The 19,419-nt window shown below is 64.5% G+C and carries 7 protein-coding genes; 2 read left to right on the forward strand and 5 right to left on the reverse strand.

The genetic code is table 11. The features are described 5' to 3' along the window. Positions 1-12: 12 nt before the first annotated feature. From AC066Y_RS30060 to AC066Y_RS30075, 4 genes are all read right to left on the reverse strand, one after another. Positions 13-879, reverse strand: a complete 867-nt coding sequence (locus AC066Y_RS30060) for an ABC transporter permease subunit (RefSeq protein WP_092125405.1) — start codon at positions 877-879, stop codon at positions 13-15. Between the two features lie 94 nt (positions 880-973). After that, a complete protein-coding gene (locus tag AC066Y_RS30065; RefSeq protein ID WP_176532274.1) occupies positions 974-2,188 on the reverse strand; it encodes an urea ABC transporter substrate-binding protein in 1,215 nt (404 codons plus the stop codon). A 57-nt stretch (positions 2,189-2,245) separates the two neighbouring features. Further along, on the reverse strand, positions 2,246-3,241 hold the full coding sequence (locus AC066Y_RS30070; RefSeq protein ID WP_478277024.1) for an acetamidase/formamidase family protein: 996 nt from the start codon (positions 3,239-3,241) through the stop codon (positions 2,246-2,248). 17 nt (positions 3,242-3,258) lie between these two features. Beyond that, complete coding sequence (locus AC066Y_RS30075; RefSeq protein ID WP_478277025.1) at positions 3,259-4,659, reverse strand: amidase; 1,401 nt, start codon at positions 4,657-4,659, stop codon at positions 3,259-3,261. Positions 4,660-5,087: 428 nt separating this feature from the next. Here AC066Y_RS30075 and AC066Y_RS30080 point away from each other — a divergent pair, with 428 nt between their 5' ends. Together AC066Y_RS30080 and AC066Y_RS30085 are read left to right on the forward strand one after the other, a co-directional pair. After that, on the forward strand, positions 5,088-6,251 hold the full coding sequence (locus AC066Y_RS30080; RefSeq protein WP_478277026.1) for a transporter substrate-binding domain-containing protein: 1,164 nt from the start codon (positions 5,088-5,090) through the stop codon (positions 6,249-6,251). Continuing rightward, the gene (locus AC066Y_RS30085; protein WP_478277027.1) at positions 6,248-6,835 is read left to right on the forward strand and encodes an ANTAR domain-containing response regulator; all 588 of its coding nucleotides are present in this window, start codon (positions 6,248-6,250) and stop codon (positions 6,833-6,835) included. Before AC066Y_RS30080 ends, AC066Y_RS30085 begins: the two co-directional genes overlap by 4 nt. 509 nt (positions 6,836-7,344) lie before the next feature. On the opposite strand, the gene AC066Y_RS30090 is transcribed toward AC066Y_RS30085, so the two are convergent. Next, positions 7,345-19,287 (reverse strand): filamentous haemagglutinin family protein, encoded by an 11,943-nt coding sequence (locus AC066Y_RS30090; RefSeq protein WP_478277028.1) that lies wholly within the window; start codon positions 19,285-19,287, stop codon positions 7,345-7,347. Between the last annotated feature and the right edge of the window lie 132 nt (positions 19,288-19,419).

Genomic DNA, 19,419 nt, shown 5'->3' on the forward strand with positions numbered 1-19,419 from the left:
AGAAATTCCCGTCTAGCGCCCACGACGAACCAGCACGCTGGATAGCCCTTCAGGCAGCACCCGTATGATCAGGATCACAGCAAACAGCATGCCGATCTGCCCGATGATCTGCCCGTAGCTCGCATTGAGCGCCATCCTGATCATCGCCAGGAACACCGCCGCCGGTGCGGTTCCGAGCAAGACATTGGCACCGCCGATCACGACGGTGACAAAGCTCTCGACCACGAAAGTCGCGCCCATGGTCGGGATCAGCGTCATGGTCGGCGCATAGAGCGCTCCGCAGAGTCCCGCGAGCGCCGTGCCGATCCCGAAGCTGATGGAATAGATGCGCCCCGTCCGCGCGCCGAGCGCCTTCGCCATTGCCGCATTCTGCATCGTGGCGCGCGCGATCACGCCAAAGCGCGTCTTCATGAAGATGATGTAGAGCCCGGCCAGCACCGCCACCGCACAGCCGAACAGCACAAGGCGATAGGTCGAGAACGTGTAGCCGCCGATCGCGAAGCTGCCTTCCGGTGTGCCGATGCCCCGCACCGCGGAGCCTACGATCAGCAGCATCGACTGTGTCACGATCAGGCTGAGGCCCCAGGTGGCGAGCAGCGAGTCGAGCGGACGCTTGTAAAAGCGCCGCACGATCAGGTACTCGACGATCATGCCGATGATTCCCGCGGTCAGTGCAGCCAGGATCTGGGCGATCGGGAGCGGCACACCGAGATTCACGAGCCCGACTGTCACATAGGCCCCGCACATGATGAACTCGCCATGCGCCATGTTGATGACGCCCATCATGCCGAACACGATGGCAAGGCCCGCTGCCGACAGGATCAGGAACGCGAAGACGTCGGCGAACTGATAGAATACCGAGAAGAGTTCAGCCGACATTCCACTCTCCGTGATCACGGCGCCGCATCATTGCGGCGCCGGTTCGCTTCAAAGCCGTGATGCAAAGCACGAGCAAGATTCGTGCCCGATTGCGTCACGATTTGCTGGGAAGATGACTCGGCGTGTACTGATCCTTGTCGTTCTTCTTGGTGAGGTCGCAGCCGATCTCGCCAAGCCAGTATGGCTGGATCGTCCCGTAGTCCTTCTCGACCGTCACCTCATGCTTGGGCCCGACCGAGATCAGGCGCATGCGGTGCGACGTGTGCTGGCTCTTCGGATCGATGCACACTTTGCCCTCGGGCGCGTCGATGCAGGCATCACCGGTCGCGATCACCTTGCGCATGTCCTCGAGCTTGGTCGATTTCGCCTTCTCGACCAGCGCCTTGTACATGTAGAGCGCGTTATAGGCGTTGTAGCCCATGTCGTTGATGTAGAGCTCGTCCGGGAACTTGGCGTGCCAGCGCTTTTTGAAATCGTTGGCTTCGGGCGTATCGATCTCCTCGAACCAGTTGGCGGTCGCATGCATGTTATTGAGCGCCGGCGGCTTGAACCGCTTGTGCTCAAAGCCGAGCATGACCTTGATCGAGGACCCCATCGGCAAATTGAGGTTGGCGGCGGCCGCCTGCTCGAAGAACGAGTCCTGTGCGGCACCGACATTGATCGTCAGCAGCCAGTCCGGCTTCGCCTTCTGGATATTCTGGATCGTCTGCGCGAATTGCGATACGCCGAGCGGGATGAACTCCTCGCCCACGACCTCGCCGCCGAGGTCCTTCATGATCTTGCGGTTCCACTCCGCAGATATCTGGCCGAAATTATAGTCGGCCGCGATGACATAGACCTTCTTGCCGAACTTCTGGACCATCCAGGGGATCAGCGTCGAGAACTGCTGCTCCGGCACCGCGCCCATGCTGACCATGCTGGCGTCGCACACGCCGCCTTCATACTGGTTCGTGTAGAAGTACGGCGTGGTGGTGCGATCGACGATCGGACGCAATGCCTCGCGCGACGCCGAGGTAATGCCGCCGATCAGCACGTCGACCTTGTCGCGGTTGAGCAGCCTTCGGCCGAACTCCTGATAGCGGGCATTGTCACCTTGGGGATCAAGGTGAATCAGCTCGATCTGGCGGCCGAGAATGCCGCCGCTCTTGTTGATCTCCTCGACCGCGAGCTGCGATCCATGCAGCTTCGGCATGCCCATGAATGCCAGATCGCCGGAGACGTCCTCCAGCAAGCCGACCTTCAATGGCGGGTCGGCCGCCTGAGCAGCACCAATGACCGCCGTCCCGAGCACGGCACCAAGCAAAGCCATTCCGACTATACGCCCCGAATTCATCGCGATGTTCCTTGTCGTTGAAAGATGTGGAAGTCACGCCTTGAGGTAATTCTTCAGGATCGACGCCCCCATCGTGTATTTGGGGTCGACCATGTTGCCGAGCCGCATGCGGCCGGCCTGGCTGAGCAGCATGTAGGCGTCGATCTCATCGAAGCCGTAGTCGGCGCTCATCCAGCGCACGAGTTCGCGATAGGCGATCCGCGCCGCATCCTCGAGCGGCCGCGCGCTGCCGATCGTCATGATGAAGTCGCGCGTCTCGAGCCTCGGCCAGGCGAAGCTCCAGTTCTTGATCAGATCGATCTGCAGCGTGACGGTCGCGCGCTGCTCGAGCGCAACGCCCGAGAGCTCGCCGTCGCCCTGCGTGGCGTGGCAGTCGCCGACATAGAGCAGCCCGCCTTCGGTATGCACCGGAAAATAGATGATCGAGCCCGGTGCGACGTCGGGCAGATCCATGTTGCCACCGTGATAGTCCGGCTGGAGCGAGGAGATCGCCTCGATTTCGGGCGACACGCCGATCGTGCCGATGAACGGCTCATAGGGCAGCGTGATCTTGTCGTTCCAGCGCACGCCGTTGCGGTCGACGTGCAACTTCCTGACGCGCTCCGGCAGCGGCGGATTGAGCAGCGCCGTGGACGCGGTTCCAACCAGGCCGCCGAACTCCGGAATGATGCAGGTGGTGCCTGCCGGCTGCGCGCCGCGGGTCTCGACGTCGCGGATATAGACGGCGAGGCAATCGCCTTTCCTGGCGCCCTTGACCGCGATCGGCCCGCATTGCGGGTTCAGATAGGGGAAATTCAGCTTCGCCGTAGGGCTGTCGCTTTCGCTGGTGAGCACGCCGCCGAAAGCATCCTCAGTCTCGACGACGACCACTCCGCCCGGATCGATCGACAGGGTCGGCTTGGCATAAGGTCCATAGACGTAATGGAAGCTGCCCTGTTGCTCGATCGTCAAACTATGGGTCGTGCCCGCCGCGCCCTTGGCAACGGCCCGCTTGGCCATGATGGAACTCTTCAACCAGTCTTCGGTCATGCGAACGGCTCCTCAAATCAGATCGCGGGATGGCGCTTGTGCCAGTCGGTGATGCGCTGGAAAGCATCGCCGGCGCGGACGAGACTTGCCTCGTCGAAATGACGGCCGACAAACTGGAAGGCGACCGGACCGCCATTCGACGCGAAGCCGCCGGGAAGCGTCACGGTCGGGCTCCCCGTCATGTCGAACGGACAGGTGAAACGCAGCAGCCCGGTGATCAGCGACGGGTCCTCACCCAGCGCCGCCATCTTGGCCAATGTCGGTGCCGCAAACGCCTGGGCCGGGACCGCGATGAGATCGACCGTCTCGAACAGCAGCCGCACGGCGCCGCGAAACGCCTCGCGCCGCAGCACGATCTTCTGATAGTCCATGCCGGACTGCGCGCGGCCGAGATCGAGCAGGCCGGCGAGTGCCGGACCATATTCGTCCTTGCGTGCCGGATAGGTTTCTTCGTGCGCAACGGCCACTTCGACGCCGCACAGCGGGAACCAGTCCTCGATGACCGCCTTCGGATCGGGGAACGTGATCTCCTTGATCTTCGCGCCGAGATCAGCGGCAACCCGCAGACCTTCGCCGAGCACCTTGCCGGCCGCCCCGTCGGTGCCCTCGCTGGTCCAGCGCCGATCGACCCCGATCGTCACGCCGCGCAAGTCTCCGGACAAGCCAGCGAGATAGTCCGGCACGGATAGCGGCACGGACGTGGTGTCCTTCGGATCCTGGCCCGCGATCACGGCCAATATCGCGCCGCAATCGGCCGCGCTGCGCGCCATCGGGCCGATGTGATCCAGCGTTGCGGCGAGTTCGAAAGCGCCGTAACGGCTGACGCGGCCCCAGGTCGGCTTCAACCCGGTGATGCCGTTGGCCGCCGAGGGGAAGCGGATCGACCCGCCGGTATCGGTTCCAAGCGAACCGAAGCAAAGCCCCGCGGCGGTGGCGACGCCGGAACCGCTCGACGATGCGCCGGACCACAGATCGGCATTCCACGGATTCTTCGGCGGATCGATCTTCGGGTGATGATCGGCATAGGCGCCCTCGGTCTGCTGCAGCTTGCCGAGGATGATGGCGCCGGCATCCTTCAGCCGCGCGACCACGGTGGCATCCTCACTCGGACGGAAGTCGCGATGAATGGTCATGCCGTGCGCGGCCGGCGCGCCCTTGACCCAGCACAAATCCTTGACGGCGATCGGCACGCCGTGCAGCGGCCCCTTGATCTTGCCGGACGCGATCTCCTTTTCAGCTGTCGCGGCTTCGGCGAGCGCTGCATCGCCCATCACATAAGCGTAGCTCTTGAGCTGGCCGTCGAACTGCTCGATCCGCCCGAGCATCGCTCTGGTCACCTCGACCGGCGAGAGCTTTTTGGCCTGGATTTGCTGCCCGACCTCAATGAGACCGAGATAGTGAAGATCCGTCGTCGGCATCGCTTCTCATCCCCGCGCTTGGCCTGCATTTGGCACGACGCAAGCGCAGGCACTGCCCATCACGCGCATGCGCTTCCGGCTTGGCGACACGGATGTGTCGCCAATTTGTTTGGCGGCAAAAGCAAAAAGCCACCCGCCCCTCCAAACGAAGGTGACGAATGGCCCAAATGCCGCGGCTATGAACTATCGCGTGGGTCCGGGATCGAACGGAGCACTCTGCGCGGCGATCGGGACGTCATCGGCCAAATCGACGCACGCAAGGTTCGACAGGAAGCCCTGTAGGAGAAAATTCTAAGGAGGTGTGCAGCGCGTTGTCAACGAGGCTGGCTGCACAAATTTCGCGAGGTGCTGCGCAGCAAATTGGCATGACCTCTTGCACCGGCCTCTGCGAAGATGGTTTCCTGCATGAGTTGCACTGAAAGTCGTCGATGACAAAGCCGTCCATTCCCGTTGGCATTATCTGCTCGCAGCATGGGCCCTATCAGGCCATGGGGCGCGAGATCCTGAAGAGCGCCATGATGGCGGTCGACGAGATCAACGAGCAGGATGAGTTCGACTTCGCGATATCGGCGCATGTCCGCGATCCCCGCGGCGTCATTTCGGAATATCATACGGTCTGCGACGACCTCATTCGCAATGTCGGGGTCGAGCACATCATCGGCTGCTACACTTCGGCTTCCCGCAAGCAGGTGCTCCCGATCGTCGAGCGCACCGACCGCCTGCTGTGGTATCCGGCGCGCTACGAGGGGTTCGAATGCTCCGACAACGTCATCTATGTCGGCGCCTCGCCCAATCACAACGTGCTGCCGCTGGTGCGCTACGTGCTCGACAATCTGTCGCGCGAGATTTTCTGCGTCGGCTCCAACTATGTCTGGACTTGGGAAACCAACCGCGTCACCCGCGAGCTGGTGACGGCGGCGCGGGGACGGATTCTCGCGGAACGCCTGCTCGAGCTCGGTGAAAGCGCGGTCACGCATATCGTCGACGAGATCGTGCGGCGCCGGCCGCCGGTTGTCTTCAACACGCTGGTCGGCAGTTCGAGCTATGATTTCATCCGCGCGTTTCATGCCGCGACCACTGCCGCCGGCCTCGATATCCCGATGCTGAGCTGCAGCCTGTGCGAGCCCGAGCTCAAGATCGCAGGTCCCGCATCGGCCGGCTGCATCACGTCGTCGGCCTATTTCGAAAGCATCCGGCTGCCCGAGAACCAGGCCTTCGTCGCGCGCTGGAAGGCGCGTCACGGCGCGCACTCTAGCCCGTCGGTGGACGGGCAGTCCGCCTATGTCGCGGTCTATCTGCTGGCCCGCGCGCTGCAGCGTGCCGGCACGTCCGATATCGGCGAGGTACGGCGTGCCGCGGCCGGCCATCGCTACAATTCGCCGCAAGGCCCGGTCTGGATCGACGGCAGCAACAACCACTGCGTCCTGACGCCGCGGCTCGCCGTCTCCAACGCCGAAGGACAGTTTGACATCTTCTGGGAAGCTGAAGCTCCGGTTAAGCCGGATCCTTATCTGACGCAGCTCGACATCGCCGCCGGCCCCGCAAGGGATGGAACGTTGCCGAATGCGCCGCATTTGCGGGTTGTGAAATGAGCAAGCCGTCGTCATTTTCGCTGCGCGGGCGCAAGGCGCTCGTCGCCATCAAGGACGAGCGCGACGCCACCATCGTCAGGCGTCAGTTCGAGCGTCTCGGGATCGACATCGTCACATGGGACGGCGGTGCCGATATCGACGACCGGCGGGACGTGACGCTGATCGACGACGAGTTCCTGCCGCTCACCTCGCCGGCGCAGCGCGCGTCGCTGGGGCGAAGCCCGGTCATCGCCCTGCTCGGCACCGAGACGCCGAGCCGCCTCAAGCTGGTGCTCGACCTCGATCCGGCCTCGTTCCTGGTCAAGCCGCTGCGCTCGGCCGGCATCTATGCCGCGCTGGTCCTCGCCTTCGAGCGAAGCGAGCGCACCAATGAGCTGAAGCAGCAGGTGCTCAAGCTCGAACAGCGTCTTCGATCCCGCCGCGTCGTGCTCGCCGCCGTCCTTCAGGTCATGCACACCCATGCACTCGCCGAGCCGGCCGCCTTTGCGCTGATCCGGCGCGCCGCCATGGAGCAGCGCAAGACCATCGAGGAGCTCTCGGCCGAGATCACGGCAAACGGTTCCCTGCCCCGCGCGGCGGGTTAGCCGGTATCGCCGATGCCCGGCCATCCGCGTCTTTGCGACGCGGAAAGTAAGACGTGGATACCGGGCCCAAGGCCGGGCATGACGAAGTCTGTAGAGTGGTCGAGTACGATTGCCCTGCCGTCACAGGTGTGCGCTACCAAAATATCGAAAACAACCCCATGCAAAGGAGCTGACGACTGCTGGCGTTCGACAGGACAACTTGACACGTCGGGCAACTCAGGGATATTCTTCCAATATTCCGAAATCGTGCAAGCGCCCGTCGCCCGCAAGTGCGGGGCTATCGCTTATGGGCTCGATCTCTCCACGAACTCCTCATGCCCGGCCTTGGGCCGGGCATCCACGTCTTTGATTGCCGCGTGACAAAGACGTGGACGGCCGGGACAAGCCTGGCCATGACGACGTCGGAATTGCCAGTGTCGGAACACTGCCGACGCCATATGCGATTGCCCTACCGCCCGCGGGGCGAGGTGAAGCGGAGCCTGCTCGATTCGAAGTCAAGTCATCGCGCTTTAGTTCACCACCTGACGGCGCTCATCCGGGGTCAGCTTCTTCAACTGCTCCGCGTTCAACTGGCCATCGCCGATCAACTGGAAGGCGCTGTTCGGGTCGTACTGGCTTTGCTTGTCGTTGCCGCGCCGCTTTTGATCATCGCTGCCGTCGCCCCCGCCATAGCCGAGCACTTCGACGATGATGACGGAGGGCTGCTCGTTGGTCTGCGGCGGCGGCACGGCGGCCTGCTTGGCAGCGGCGCCCGCCGTGTTCGAGGCTTCGCTCAGGGCGCCCATGTTGGGCGCCTGCACCTGCGGCACGCCGATCACGCCGCCTTGCGCCTGAATGTTGGCGGCGTTGACGATATGCAGCGCAGCGATGTTAACGAAGCTCGACGCACGGATTCCGGCCTCGCCCGCATCGACTGTGCCGAGCGGCGCGATCAGATCGACGGTTCCGCGCGCCACCTCCGGGATCGGTTGCAGCGTTGCGATGCCGGCGCCGCTGGACGGCACCACCGGCGATATCGTGATATTGCCGTAGTTGTCATATGTACGCTTGGGCGGCGTATAGATCACCGTGGTCTTGGCGCCACGGCCCGCGTTGATGTCGCCCTCCGCCGACCAGATCACGATGTTGCCGCCGAACGTCGTCATGATGCGCGACAGGCCCATCAGCACGCTGTTCTGCGAATAGATCTGGATGTTGCCCGCGCCCTGGGTGATGAGGCCCGCATCGGCGCCCGGCAGCAGCCCTTCTGTGCCGATCGTGACGCCGCCGCCCGGCGTCAGGAACTGGATGTCGCCGCCGAAATCGGTGTGAACAAAGCCGCTTTGAATCTTGTAGTTCGGCTTGCCCAGCGTGCCGGAGGCCGCCGTGAACATCGTGATGTCCCCACGGTAGGCGGACGGATTCGGGAATAGCGTCGCGATCGCCTCGCGCCCGCGCAGATAAGAGCCGGCGCGTGACCGACCCGCGTCATTGTATTCGCGCCCACCCGCGGTCAGCTCGGCATAGTAGACCTGCCGCAGGAAGATGCGCTGCTGCGCCTCCGGCAGCGTGACGAAGTAACCGAGGGCATCGGCCTTTGTCCCGCCATAGCCGAAGCGTTCCGTCAGCCAGTCATAAAGCTCATCCCCATAGGTCTTGGCAACCTTGCCGTGCTGGTCGGCGAGCGGTCCCGCGCCTGCGAGATTGTTCGGATCGAGATAGAGCCTGGCAAACCCGGCCCAGTCCACTTGTCCAATGCCGATCTCGCCGGCGCCGACTCCAGCCTGCATGACCACGCCGGCACCGGGCCGTTTGTCGCCCGCAGCGAGAGCTCCGATGCTTTCGACTGTGGCTGTAGATCCCTGATAGATGCTCCTGCCCGCCGTGATTTCGAGCGTGCCCGGCCCGGCGATCGCCCATCCTTGCTTCGCCGCGATTTGGAGCCCTGGCCAGCCAGCATAGATGATGCTGCCGCCGGCCGCGATGGTCGAGACGTCGTTCTGATCGCTATGCAGGATCAGGCCCATCGTATCGACGATGTCGCCGCCCGCCAGCATCTGCAGCGGCCTTACTGCCTGATAAGTCACGCTGTAGACGTTCGCGCCAGCGACGAACTGGCTTGTTGTCAGAATCCGGCCATAGGTAATGCTCGTGATGTCGCCGTTCACAGCATAGATGCGCGACAGATCGCTTTGGGCCGGCACGACCCTGTCCTTCACCGTGTTCGCATCGAAGACGAAGGGCTGTCCGCCGGTGCCGTAAGAATAAACGGCTTGCGCGCCGTTGATTTGATCGCTTAGCGCATTGTAGTCGCCCCAGTAATTGGACGCAGTGATACTCAGTCCATTCGTCAAGCTCGCCCAGCCGGGCCTGAACGGCGTTGCCAGAGCCGACGCCGGCGTCGTCAGGAGACCGGTCTCGAGTGTGTTGCCGAAGATCGATCCTTGCGCGAAAACCTCGAACGCACCGTTCGGTGACGGCAGCAGCATTCCCCCGCCAAGTCCGTAGATGTTTCCGTTCGCGGCGACCGCCCGCATGATCGAGGGCAGGAAGCGGGAGATGGCCGGGCCACCACCCGGCGAGAGCGAACCACCGGCGGCCATCATGTCGAGTGCGGTGGTCCCGGTCCACAGCGTGAACCAGCTCGCTGCCTCGTCGCCATTGCCGGCGGCGGTGAGACCGGTGGTGCCGACACGACCCGGGTCGAGAATGGTTCCGACCGCCAGATCGCCACGCGCGCGGATGTCGATCGCGCTGTCGCCCGGTGCGAAATCGCCACCACTCAGCGTGGTCATGGAATAAGGTGTCAGCGGGTTGATCGGCCGCGGATCCGACCCGCCATCGACCCGAAAGTTTGACGCGGTGAGGCTGCCGAAGTCTCCCGTGGCGATATCGATCCGTCCACGCAGATTGACGAACTGATTGCCGCCGGTGCCGATCTCGCCGGCCTTCACCGACAGCGTGCCGCCACCGGTCTGCACAAGGCTGCCATCGGCCATCACCCGGCCGCTGCCGCCGACGGCGACGACGACGCCGCGGCCTGCGTCACCGCCGAGCGTGCCACCCGCTTGCAGCGTGACGTTGCCGCCGCCGAGCGTGCCAAGACCGGAGAACGTGGACAGTCCCAGGCTCAAAATGCTCGCGTCGCGGATTTGATCGTAGGTATAGCTGCCGAAATTGATGCCCCAGGCGGTCCGCTGGCCGATTTCCGAACCGCCCTGGCGCCATAGCCAGGACCCGATCTCGGTCGTGGGCTTCGCCAGCGTGCCTTTGACATCGCCCTGCGCGACCAGCAGGAAGTCGCCGCCGTGCTCGGGGTAATACATCCGCTGCGAACCCAGCGTCGGTTCATAGTTCGCGTTTGCCGATCCGAGCAGCGAGCCATCGGCCAATGTGCCGCGACCGACGTTGTAAGGATCGTTCGCGGCCGTCCCGGTCTCCCTGATCGCCGTGCCCGCCGTATAGACGCCGAACGGCGTCTGCTGATCGTAGTTGCCGCCGGCGAGAAGTTCGAGATCGCCCGTGCCTGTACGCAGGACACTGACGCCCGTCGTCGTCGGCTTGTTGATGGTGACGTTGAACGGATCGTTCAACACCACATTGCCCGAACCGGCGAGCGCGTTGGCGGACTGCAACGTGCGGCTGTCGGCGCTGGCAAGATCGGCGCCGCCCAGAAGCCGCATCGACCAGGACTGCGTGCCCGGCGCGAGCATCGGGGCGATCGCCCAGATCTGGCGATCACCGGGCCCGGTCAGATTGATATTCGTCATGCCGGCCGGCAGCACCGTGCCCTTGGGCAGCGGCGTATCGGCAGTGAACGTGTAACCCCCAAATAGGACAAGGCTGGTCCCTGCGGGCAGCGTCACAGGCTGAAGCGTCAGGCTAATGCCTGCGTTGATGAAGATCTGCCCGGTGAAATAGACGCCTTTTTCGAACACGGTGCCGGCTGGAAATACTGTACCAAGGGGCAACACATCACCCGGATTGTAGGTCTTGTCCGGAGCGATGATTCGTCCACCATTCAGCGTCCTGACCCGATTGGCGGGTCCCCTCACGGTGAAGTCCTCCGCCAAGGTGATCGAGATAGGGAGCGAATTTGCGGCGTTCGGGCTTGCCGTGATGCTTCCGTCGTCGAGCTTCAACTCCATGTTGATTGTGCCGTCGCGCGGAATGGTCGAGCCATTGCCGAGGATCACGCCATTCGTCGTGACGGTGTAGGCGGCAGGCAACGTGCCGGTGGCAATCACGGTCACCGCGTCAGGCGACGCCGGCGGCGGCGCGAAGCCGTCGGTGATGCTGCCGTTGATCTTGAGATCGCTGGCGGCACGCACCACCAGCACACCCGGTTCGCCGGAGCCACGCACGGCCGGATCGGCGTTCGGCCCATAGCGGTAGCCGGAGAAATCCAGATCGCCCTTGGTCGATAGATCGCCGCTTGAGGTGATGGCAACACCGGGCCGCAGATGGAAGGCGGAGCCGTAGGCCGCAAGCCCGGCAAGGCGGTTCTGCAAGTCGCCATTTGCGAGCGCCGCGTTGATGAACTGCGTGCTGTCGGCATGCACACCGTCGAGATAGGCCTGATCGATGATGCTGCCGCCCGGAAGGTCATAGGTGCGGAAGCCGTTCATCGCGATGCTGCTTGCTCCGCTGATATTGAGCTGGCCGCGCGCGTCGACTGCAATATCGTTGGCGCCCGCACCGTCGCCGCCGCTGCCGCCGCGGCGCGGCGCGCTGAGCTCGAGCTTGCCCCGTGCGACGCCATCCGGCGAGGTCATGTCGATGGTGGCGCCCGCAGCCAGCGTCATGGTGCCGTGCGTGGTGGTGAGCTCAACATGCGCGGTGTTGTTGGCTTCGATCGGCGCGCCGTAGCTGTCGATCCAAAGCACATTGCCATGAACATCGAGCACGGCATTCGAGGTGAGCCTGAGATCGTCGCGCGCGGACAGGCGGATGTTACCGGGCTTCGCCCCGCTCGCGTCGATCCGCCCCGCGACCGTGAGGCTGCCTTGATCGACCGAGACCGTCACATAGCGCGCCTTGACGTCGTCGCCGATGACGAGGCTGCCCTGGCGGAGATCGAAGCTGCGGGCGTTGAAAAAGCCGGCACCGTTGAGCTTGGCGTTCAGCGCGGCGAAATCGCCGAAGTTCTGCGCCGCGACCGTGAACTGGCCGCTGTCGTAATCCCCCGTCGACGATCCCTTGAGCGTGCCGGCGAACGATACCTGCCCATGCGCGGCGTCGATCGCCTTGGCCGCGATCGAGCCGGCCGCATTGTTCACGGCCGAAACATCGATCACCGAGCCGGTATTCTGGACGATATTGCCGTTGGTGGAGCTCAGGATGAGATCGCCGCCCCAGCTGTACTTGGTGACGTCGAAGAAGGCGATGCCGCGGCCCGACAGGTCGACGGTGGCGTTTGCGCCGAGCACGACGTCGTGCGTCGCATTCAGCGTCAGCTTGCCGGACGGCAAGGCGAATGCGGTGTCGGCAAATACACTGTCTCCGGTGAAGGAGAGCGTTCCGCCGAGATCCGTCGCGCCACGCGTGTCGGCGGGCGCGGCCCCCACTGGTGCGACCAGACGCAAGGCTGCGCCCGCGCTGACATCGAGCGTAGCCCCGCCGCTCGCCGTGATCAGCGGGGTCGCAATGGTGAGCGCACCGCCCTGCAAGGCGCCCGTACTGTCCTGGCTGAGCCCCACCTTCAGCGTGCCATTGCTGTTCGCGGTGATGCGTTTCGCAGCAGTCAGCGTGACGTCGGAGAAGCCGAGCGCCACGCGGTTCAGCGTTGCGCCATCGGTCGGCCTGCTCAGCGAGGCGTCATAGCCGAACAGTATCTCGTTGGCGGTGATGGCGAGATGACCCGATCCCGTGCCGGGCCCGCCGGGCAGAACCGCGGCAGGCGCCTGGCTGCCATAAGGGCTCGTGGTGCTGCCGTTGCCCGTGCGAATGCCGTTCCAGACCAGCGTGTCGGCGGTGATGGTGGCAGTGTCGCCCGCGGAGCCCAGGCCATAAATCGCCGGTGTATTGAGAACGAATTTGAGGGAATCCGAAGAGGCGCCGCCGCGGCGCGTGGCGTCGAGGTCGACACTGCCGATCAGGTTGAAGGCGCCGCTTGCCGTGATGATGAGCTGCTCGAGCGCAGGGCTGCCGGCGGTCGTCGACGGCCGCAGCAGCTTGTCGAGCACATCCTGGGTGAGATTCCAGCCCGCCGGCAGTTGCCCCGCGGCCTGCGCCGCGGCGAGCGCGGCCGCGTTGCCGACATTGACCTGCTCCTGCGTGACGTTGAGGTAACGCGCACCGAAATTGACGTCGCCCATCGTGAGCCCGCCCGGCGCGGCGAGCACCACGCTGCCGTCGGTCAGCAGCGACGCACCGCTCGCGATGCTGATCTTTCCGGGTCCAACCGCATCCAGGAACTGGAACCAGCCGTTGGCGACCGCGAGCACGGCCGGGCTGCCTGCGGGATCTGCCGACGAATAAGGCGCGATGTTGCCGTAGACATAGCCGAGCGTGGAATCGACAGCGGCGCTGCTCAGTCCGCGCGTATCGATCGTCGCACCGCCCGACATGCTGATCGTCTTGCCGACCAGGAACACCTGGCCGGCGCGGATCAGCGTGCCGTCGAGCAGGTTGACGGCCGCAGCCGTCCGTCCGTCGAAATAAATCTTGGCGCCGGCCCCGGGATTGTCCTCCGAAAAGTACGTGCTGGTGCCGCCCAGCATGAGCGTCGGCGCCCTGAAGGCATTGACGTCGTCGCTCGAGACCGACGTATGCCCGATAATCGGCGAGACCCCTGGTGCGGTGATGTCCAGAACGGCAGGACCGGACGTGACAATCGACGGCCTGACGATCAGCGTGCCGTCAATGCCGCCCTTGGCGCCATCGAACAATGCGGTGCCAGCGAAGGACAGTGATTTGGTGTTGTCCGACTGCTGGGCAAGTCCGATCTCGAGGATCTTGCCATCTTCCGGCAGACGCGGCCGGAAGCCGCCGAATGAGGCCGCTTGCGCACGCTCGAAATCGGCATAGCCGGTCTCGTTGTATTGCGAATAGAGCCGCGCGGTCTGGCCCGACGTGAGGATCACCCGCGTCGGTAACGCGTCCCTGATACCGGTATTGGCAACACCGAGAAAACCCGATGTGACGACGGAGCCATTGCCCGCAGCGACGGAAGCCGTGATGGTTGTTCCGGTCGCACCAAGCTCGACGCGATAGCCGCCAGGCACCAGCGCGTAGCTCGACGGCAGCAGCGTGTAGGTGCCCGCCGGCACTCCCGGCACGCCGGAGGGCAGCGTGATCTGCTGGCCGATCGCCGGATCGCCGGCGCCATTGGTTGCGATCACCGGCGCGTAGTCGGCGGCGTAACCGGGCACGATTGCGTAGACCTTGTTGCCCGCAGAGCTGTAGCTGTTGACCGGGTTGGCATTGACGAGCGCCGTCTTCAGCACGTCGACCGAGCCGCCACGACCGGAGATGAAGCCCGCGCCGGTGAGTGTGCCGCCGCCAGTCAGGTCGAGCACGGCACCGGCCTCACCGACGACTGACGCGGCGTTGATCGAAACGCCGCTGGCGATCTTGATGTCACCTAAATGATCGTCGTAAGCGGCGCTCGCCAGATTGCGCAGTGTACCGTCCGCGCCCTGATAGGTGATGCCGTCCGAGGTGCCGCCAAACGGCATGATCAAGCCGCCTGCGCTTGCGGAGGTCATGCTGCCGCTGCGCAAGACGATATGCGCGTTGGATGGGCCAACATTGTTGTTGAGCCAGATGCGCCCCAGTGGCGCGCGAAGAACGCCGCCCTGATCGATATTGGCGGCAACAAGGGTCAGATCGCCAAAGACCGAAGCCGGTACCGCCGGTGTCTGGTCGTCGTTGCGGCGGATGACGAGATGGGCGTCGGGGTCATAGCCGGCACTGATGCCATTTGGACGGAGCCCAACGTTGACGACGGCGACTGCGCCGCTCAAAGGATAGATCTGCTCGGCGGTCAGCGCGAGATTTTCAACATCCAGGCCGCCGTTGCCAAATCGGATATCGCCACGGCTCTGCAGCGCGACCTGACGAAAGCCGCGAGCATCGAACGGAACGCTGATGGGACGCCCAAGATCCACGGCTCCACTGCCCTGTTTGCCCGTGGCTCCGAACTGGACGGAGCCATAGACGTCGATCAGGTCGCCCGAGACCACGAAAATGCCGCCGTCCGCCGGGTTCCGAACGTGAAGATCGTTGATCCCGGGGGAATACCCGACCTGCGCTTGCGCCTTTGCCGCGTCGTAAACGCCATCGAAACGAACATAGGGCGCGGACAGGCTGATTGTGCCGTTCGATGTGTCAGGAGCGGCGGCGATGACGCCGCTGGAAAGGCGAAGGCCGCGTGACAGCGCGAGATCCACACTGCCGTCAAAGACGAGAAGATCGCGCGTGTAGAGCGCGAGAGAGCCGAAGCCACCCTTCTCGATCTGGTCGACGCCGATGACCGCTCGTCCGAATCGCAGGGCCGGATCGGCCGCGCCGGGCAACAGATCGGCACTCAACCCGCCGCCTGGCGCGCGTTGCACGAGGGTGATATCGCGCGACCTCTGGAACGCTTCCGGCAAGTCACCGACGGCATAGGGCGCGTTCGCGTTTGGCTGCCCCACAATATAGCCGCGTCCCGACATTGTCAGGTTCAGCGAGCCGCCGGACGCGCCGCTGCCGCCCCCAGCCGCACGCAAGGTACCGTCGAGCACCATGCCGAGGCTCGAATAAAGCGAGATCGTTCCGCCATCACTTGCGGCTGACGTCGGAACATAGTTCCAGCCATTTTGGACATAGACGAGCGCGGAGGTACCGGACGCGTCGATCAGCGCGCCCGGGCGAATGATCACGAACGCATCGCTGACGACGGGATAGCCGTCTGAATCAAGCGCCCCTATGCCGCCGATGCGGATCGTGCCGCCATCAGGCACAGCCGCATAAGAAACCCCACGATCGTCAGGCGCTACTGCATCTCGCGCAGAGACATCCAGCACCGCGTCGTTGCCGATCCAGAACGAACGCGTCAGGCCGAACTCGCCGTAACCCATATTGTAGCGGGTATCACCTGGCGCGTCCTGCAGGCTCGTGATCAGGATATTGCCGGCGGGTGCCCTGATCGCACCGTCGATGACAGTCTGGCGATTGGCGAAGATCGAGACCGAACGCCCCGGATCGACGTTGATCGACGCGCCCTTCGCCAGCGTGAAGTCATGCAGGCTCCAGAACGTCAGATCGGCGCCGACGCGCTGCGTGGCGCTGTGCGTGAAGGAGTTGATCGTGAATTTGGCAGGCGTCCAGAGGTCCGCGGCCTCCATGACGAGGCTCCCGCTTGGCGTGATGAAGCTGCGCGGGGTGAAGCGATAGACCGGCACCTCGGCGTCCACACGGGCGCCTTCGCCGATCCGGATGCCCGTGTTGCTGCTGACGTTGTAGGCCGTGAAGCCGGACTGGAAGATCGCGGGATCGAGCACCAGCGCATCGGCCACGGCCTCGCCGATCGATATCTGCTGGCCCGCGTTGAGCGTCAGTGTGCCGCCGCCGGCGAAGCCGTAAGCGCGGATGGTGCCATCGAGGATGAGCGGGTTGGTGAAGAACTGCGTCCAGGCCAGATGCGAATAGTCATTGGCGACGAGGCTGACATTGCCGCCCTTGCCGCCTTTCGTCTTGCCAGTCACCAGGATGGCGCCACCTGACGACACATCGATGAGCGACCCGCTCGCAAGCGTTATGCCGCCTGTGGTCGAAACGGTGAAATTTCCGCCATCCAGATGCGCCCGGCCGGATCCATCGGTTCCAGTCAGCTCGTTGCTCCACAACCCGCTGAGATCGACGGCGACGTTCTGGCCGATCGTGACCTGCGACTTGCCGTTCGCATCGTTGAGCGCCCACCATTGCTCGTTCTGCCCCTGACCGAGCACGGCATGCATGAGATTGGTCAGCGTCACGCTGCCACCACGCGCCGTGACGTTCGCGCCGATCTCGACATGCGGCGCCATGAAGGTCACCTGCGCGCCAGGAGCAAGCTCGAGCGGGGCCTCGACGAGGATTTCCTTGCTGCTCGCAACGTTGAGACCGCCCAGCCTGGCGGCATTGAGCGCGTCCGAATTGAACAATGCAGTCCCGATCCGATCGTCGGGCAAAACCGACGTGACGTTCAGCGCATCGGTGATGTCAGGCGTTCGGCCGAAGATGACCTGCGCGGCGGATGCACTGGTGAGGCCGAGCCCCGGATAGCCACCGAGCGCGAGCTTGCCCTGGAGCGGCGCGACATTCTGAGACAGCTTGTAGCCGTCGGCGGTGCCGTCCGGCCGCGCCGTCGTCTGGCGTGAACCGGTGACGACATCAGCGACGATATCAGCTTCGAACACTGCCGTCGGCGTGGACAGGACGAGAGAGCCGGCGTCACGGCCGATGGTGTAGCCGTCCTCCCAGCGGGTGGTCACGCGGCCCTTGCCGAACGGGCTGGTCCAGACCTCGGTCAGATTCGGTGCAACCTTGCCGCCGAGCTTGTGCTCGCGAATGAAGCCCGCGCCAAAGCCGTAGAACTGCATATCGGCGCGTGCCTGGTTGACGCTGTAGAGACGGCCGTCCGCGCCAAGGAAATTGGTGGTGCGGATGTAGCCGCCCTGATAGCTGATCGAGCCGCCGGAGACGTCGAACACCGCCCCCTTCTGCGCCACGACTTCCTGCGCCGACAGCGTCACGGTGCCGCCGACCGCGGCCCATTCGCCGATCCTGTGGGCGGTATTGGCGAGATATCCCGAGACCTCGAGCAGGCCGCCCGGCGTATAGTAGCGGTCGGTCGCATAGCCGCCGGTGCCCGCCGGCACCAGCACCAGATCGCGCGCATCGATCCAGACGTCCGCGTTCTTCAGATTGTCCCGATCACGATTGGCCGGCGAGTCGCGCAGCTCGTTGCCTTGCACGTTGATCAGGAGGTTATTGGTCGACATCGGTAGCAGCACGCCGCGCACGCCCGAGACGTCGATGATCGATCCGCTCTCGGCGAAGACGCGGCGGCCGGCGCTAACCGCCACCTGGCCGCCCTGCGCCTGCGTGGTCGAGCCGTCCTTGAAGTTGACGCTGCCGCCGCTGACGATCTCGATACGTCCCTGGTCGAGCCGGTCGGCGAGTTGCGAAAGATTATCGAACTGGGCGTTGGCGACCGGGGCGTGGGTGAAGGCCTTGGAATCGGTGACCAGCTGACTGCGTTGGCTGTCGAGCGCGGTGTCGCTGCTGTCGAGCTCGGGCAGGATCGCGGTCAGGCTGCCACCGGCGAGTGTGACGCTGCCCGCGGCGTCGGACGCCGCGTTGAGGAGATGGATCGTGCCGCGGGTGTTGACCGAGGTCGTGGCGACAAGCACCCCGTCCTGGGTGATGCTGCGGCCCGCAAGCGTGATGTCGCCTTGCTGGGCGAAGATCAGGCCGGAATTGCCGACGGCAGCGATCGCGTCGCGCACGATCGGCGAGATTTCGTTGCCGCGCGTGGTCGAGGCCTGGTTGGCATCCGTGCTGTAACCCGGCCGCAGCAGAAAGTCGTTGCCGGCGGCGAGCTGCACCTGGCCTCGCGGCGCGCTGATCGAGCCGGCATTGCTGACCTCGGTTCCCATCAGCAGGACGAAGCCGCCACCCTGCGTCACCGATGACGGTGCGTTGGTCGAGATCAGCGCGCCGGCCTCCACCCTCACCGCGCCGCGGGCATCGGTGAAGCTCGGCACGTATTGGCCACTCGCCTGCTGCGCGTAGATGCCATTGCGCAGGAACTGGGTGTCGGTGATGTTGGCGGTCGAGGCGATCAGCGAGCCGACATTCACCTGGCTCGCGCCGCCGAAGATGATGCCGTTCTGGTTGATCACATAGACCGAGCCGTCCGCCTTGATGTTGCCGAGAATCTGGCTCGGCGCCGTGCTGCCGACCACGCGGTTGAGCGCCACCCAGTTCGCATTGCCTTGCTGGTCGAAGGTCAGCGTGGTGCGCGCGCCGACGTTGAATGAATTCCAGTTGAGGATCGCCTGCGCCCTGGTCTGCGCGATGCCGACCTGGGTCTGACCGGCGGCGTCGATCGCCTGCGTCGGCGCATTCGCGCCCTGCCATCCCGGCGCCACCTGCAGGCCGCCGGTCGCAAGGCCGTTGGGCACTGCGACCTGCGGCAACGTCACCGAACGCTGCGAGGTCTGCGCCGCGGCGCGCGCTGCGTTCTGCAGGCCCTGGATCGCCTGGATGGCGCGCGTGGCCCGCGCCATCGCATCCTGGCCTTGCTTGGCGGCTGCTGCCGCGTCCTGCGCTGCCGACTGCGAAGCCGCCATCGCCGCGGCTGACGGTGACACCGTCCAGCTCGATCCAAACGGCCGCGCGACCACCGGCGTATTGGCGAGAAGTGCCACGACGCTGACGCTGCCGAACAATGCAGTGCGAACGGTCGCGCGGGTGAGAGACCTGGAGAGGCGGGGAACCATGGAATCGCTTTCTTGCGCCGGGCGACGACAGCCGAAGATTTCGCGTCTCGGCGCCAGCACCGAGACCCTCGCGGCTGTGACGATCCCGAATGGGCCGACCCGCACGCCGGATGCGAAATTTTTTGCAAACCG

Source organism: Bradyrhizobium sp. USDA3010, from assembly GCF_056429065.1.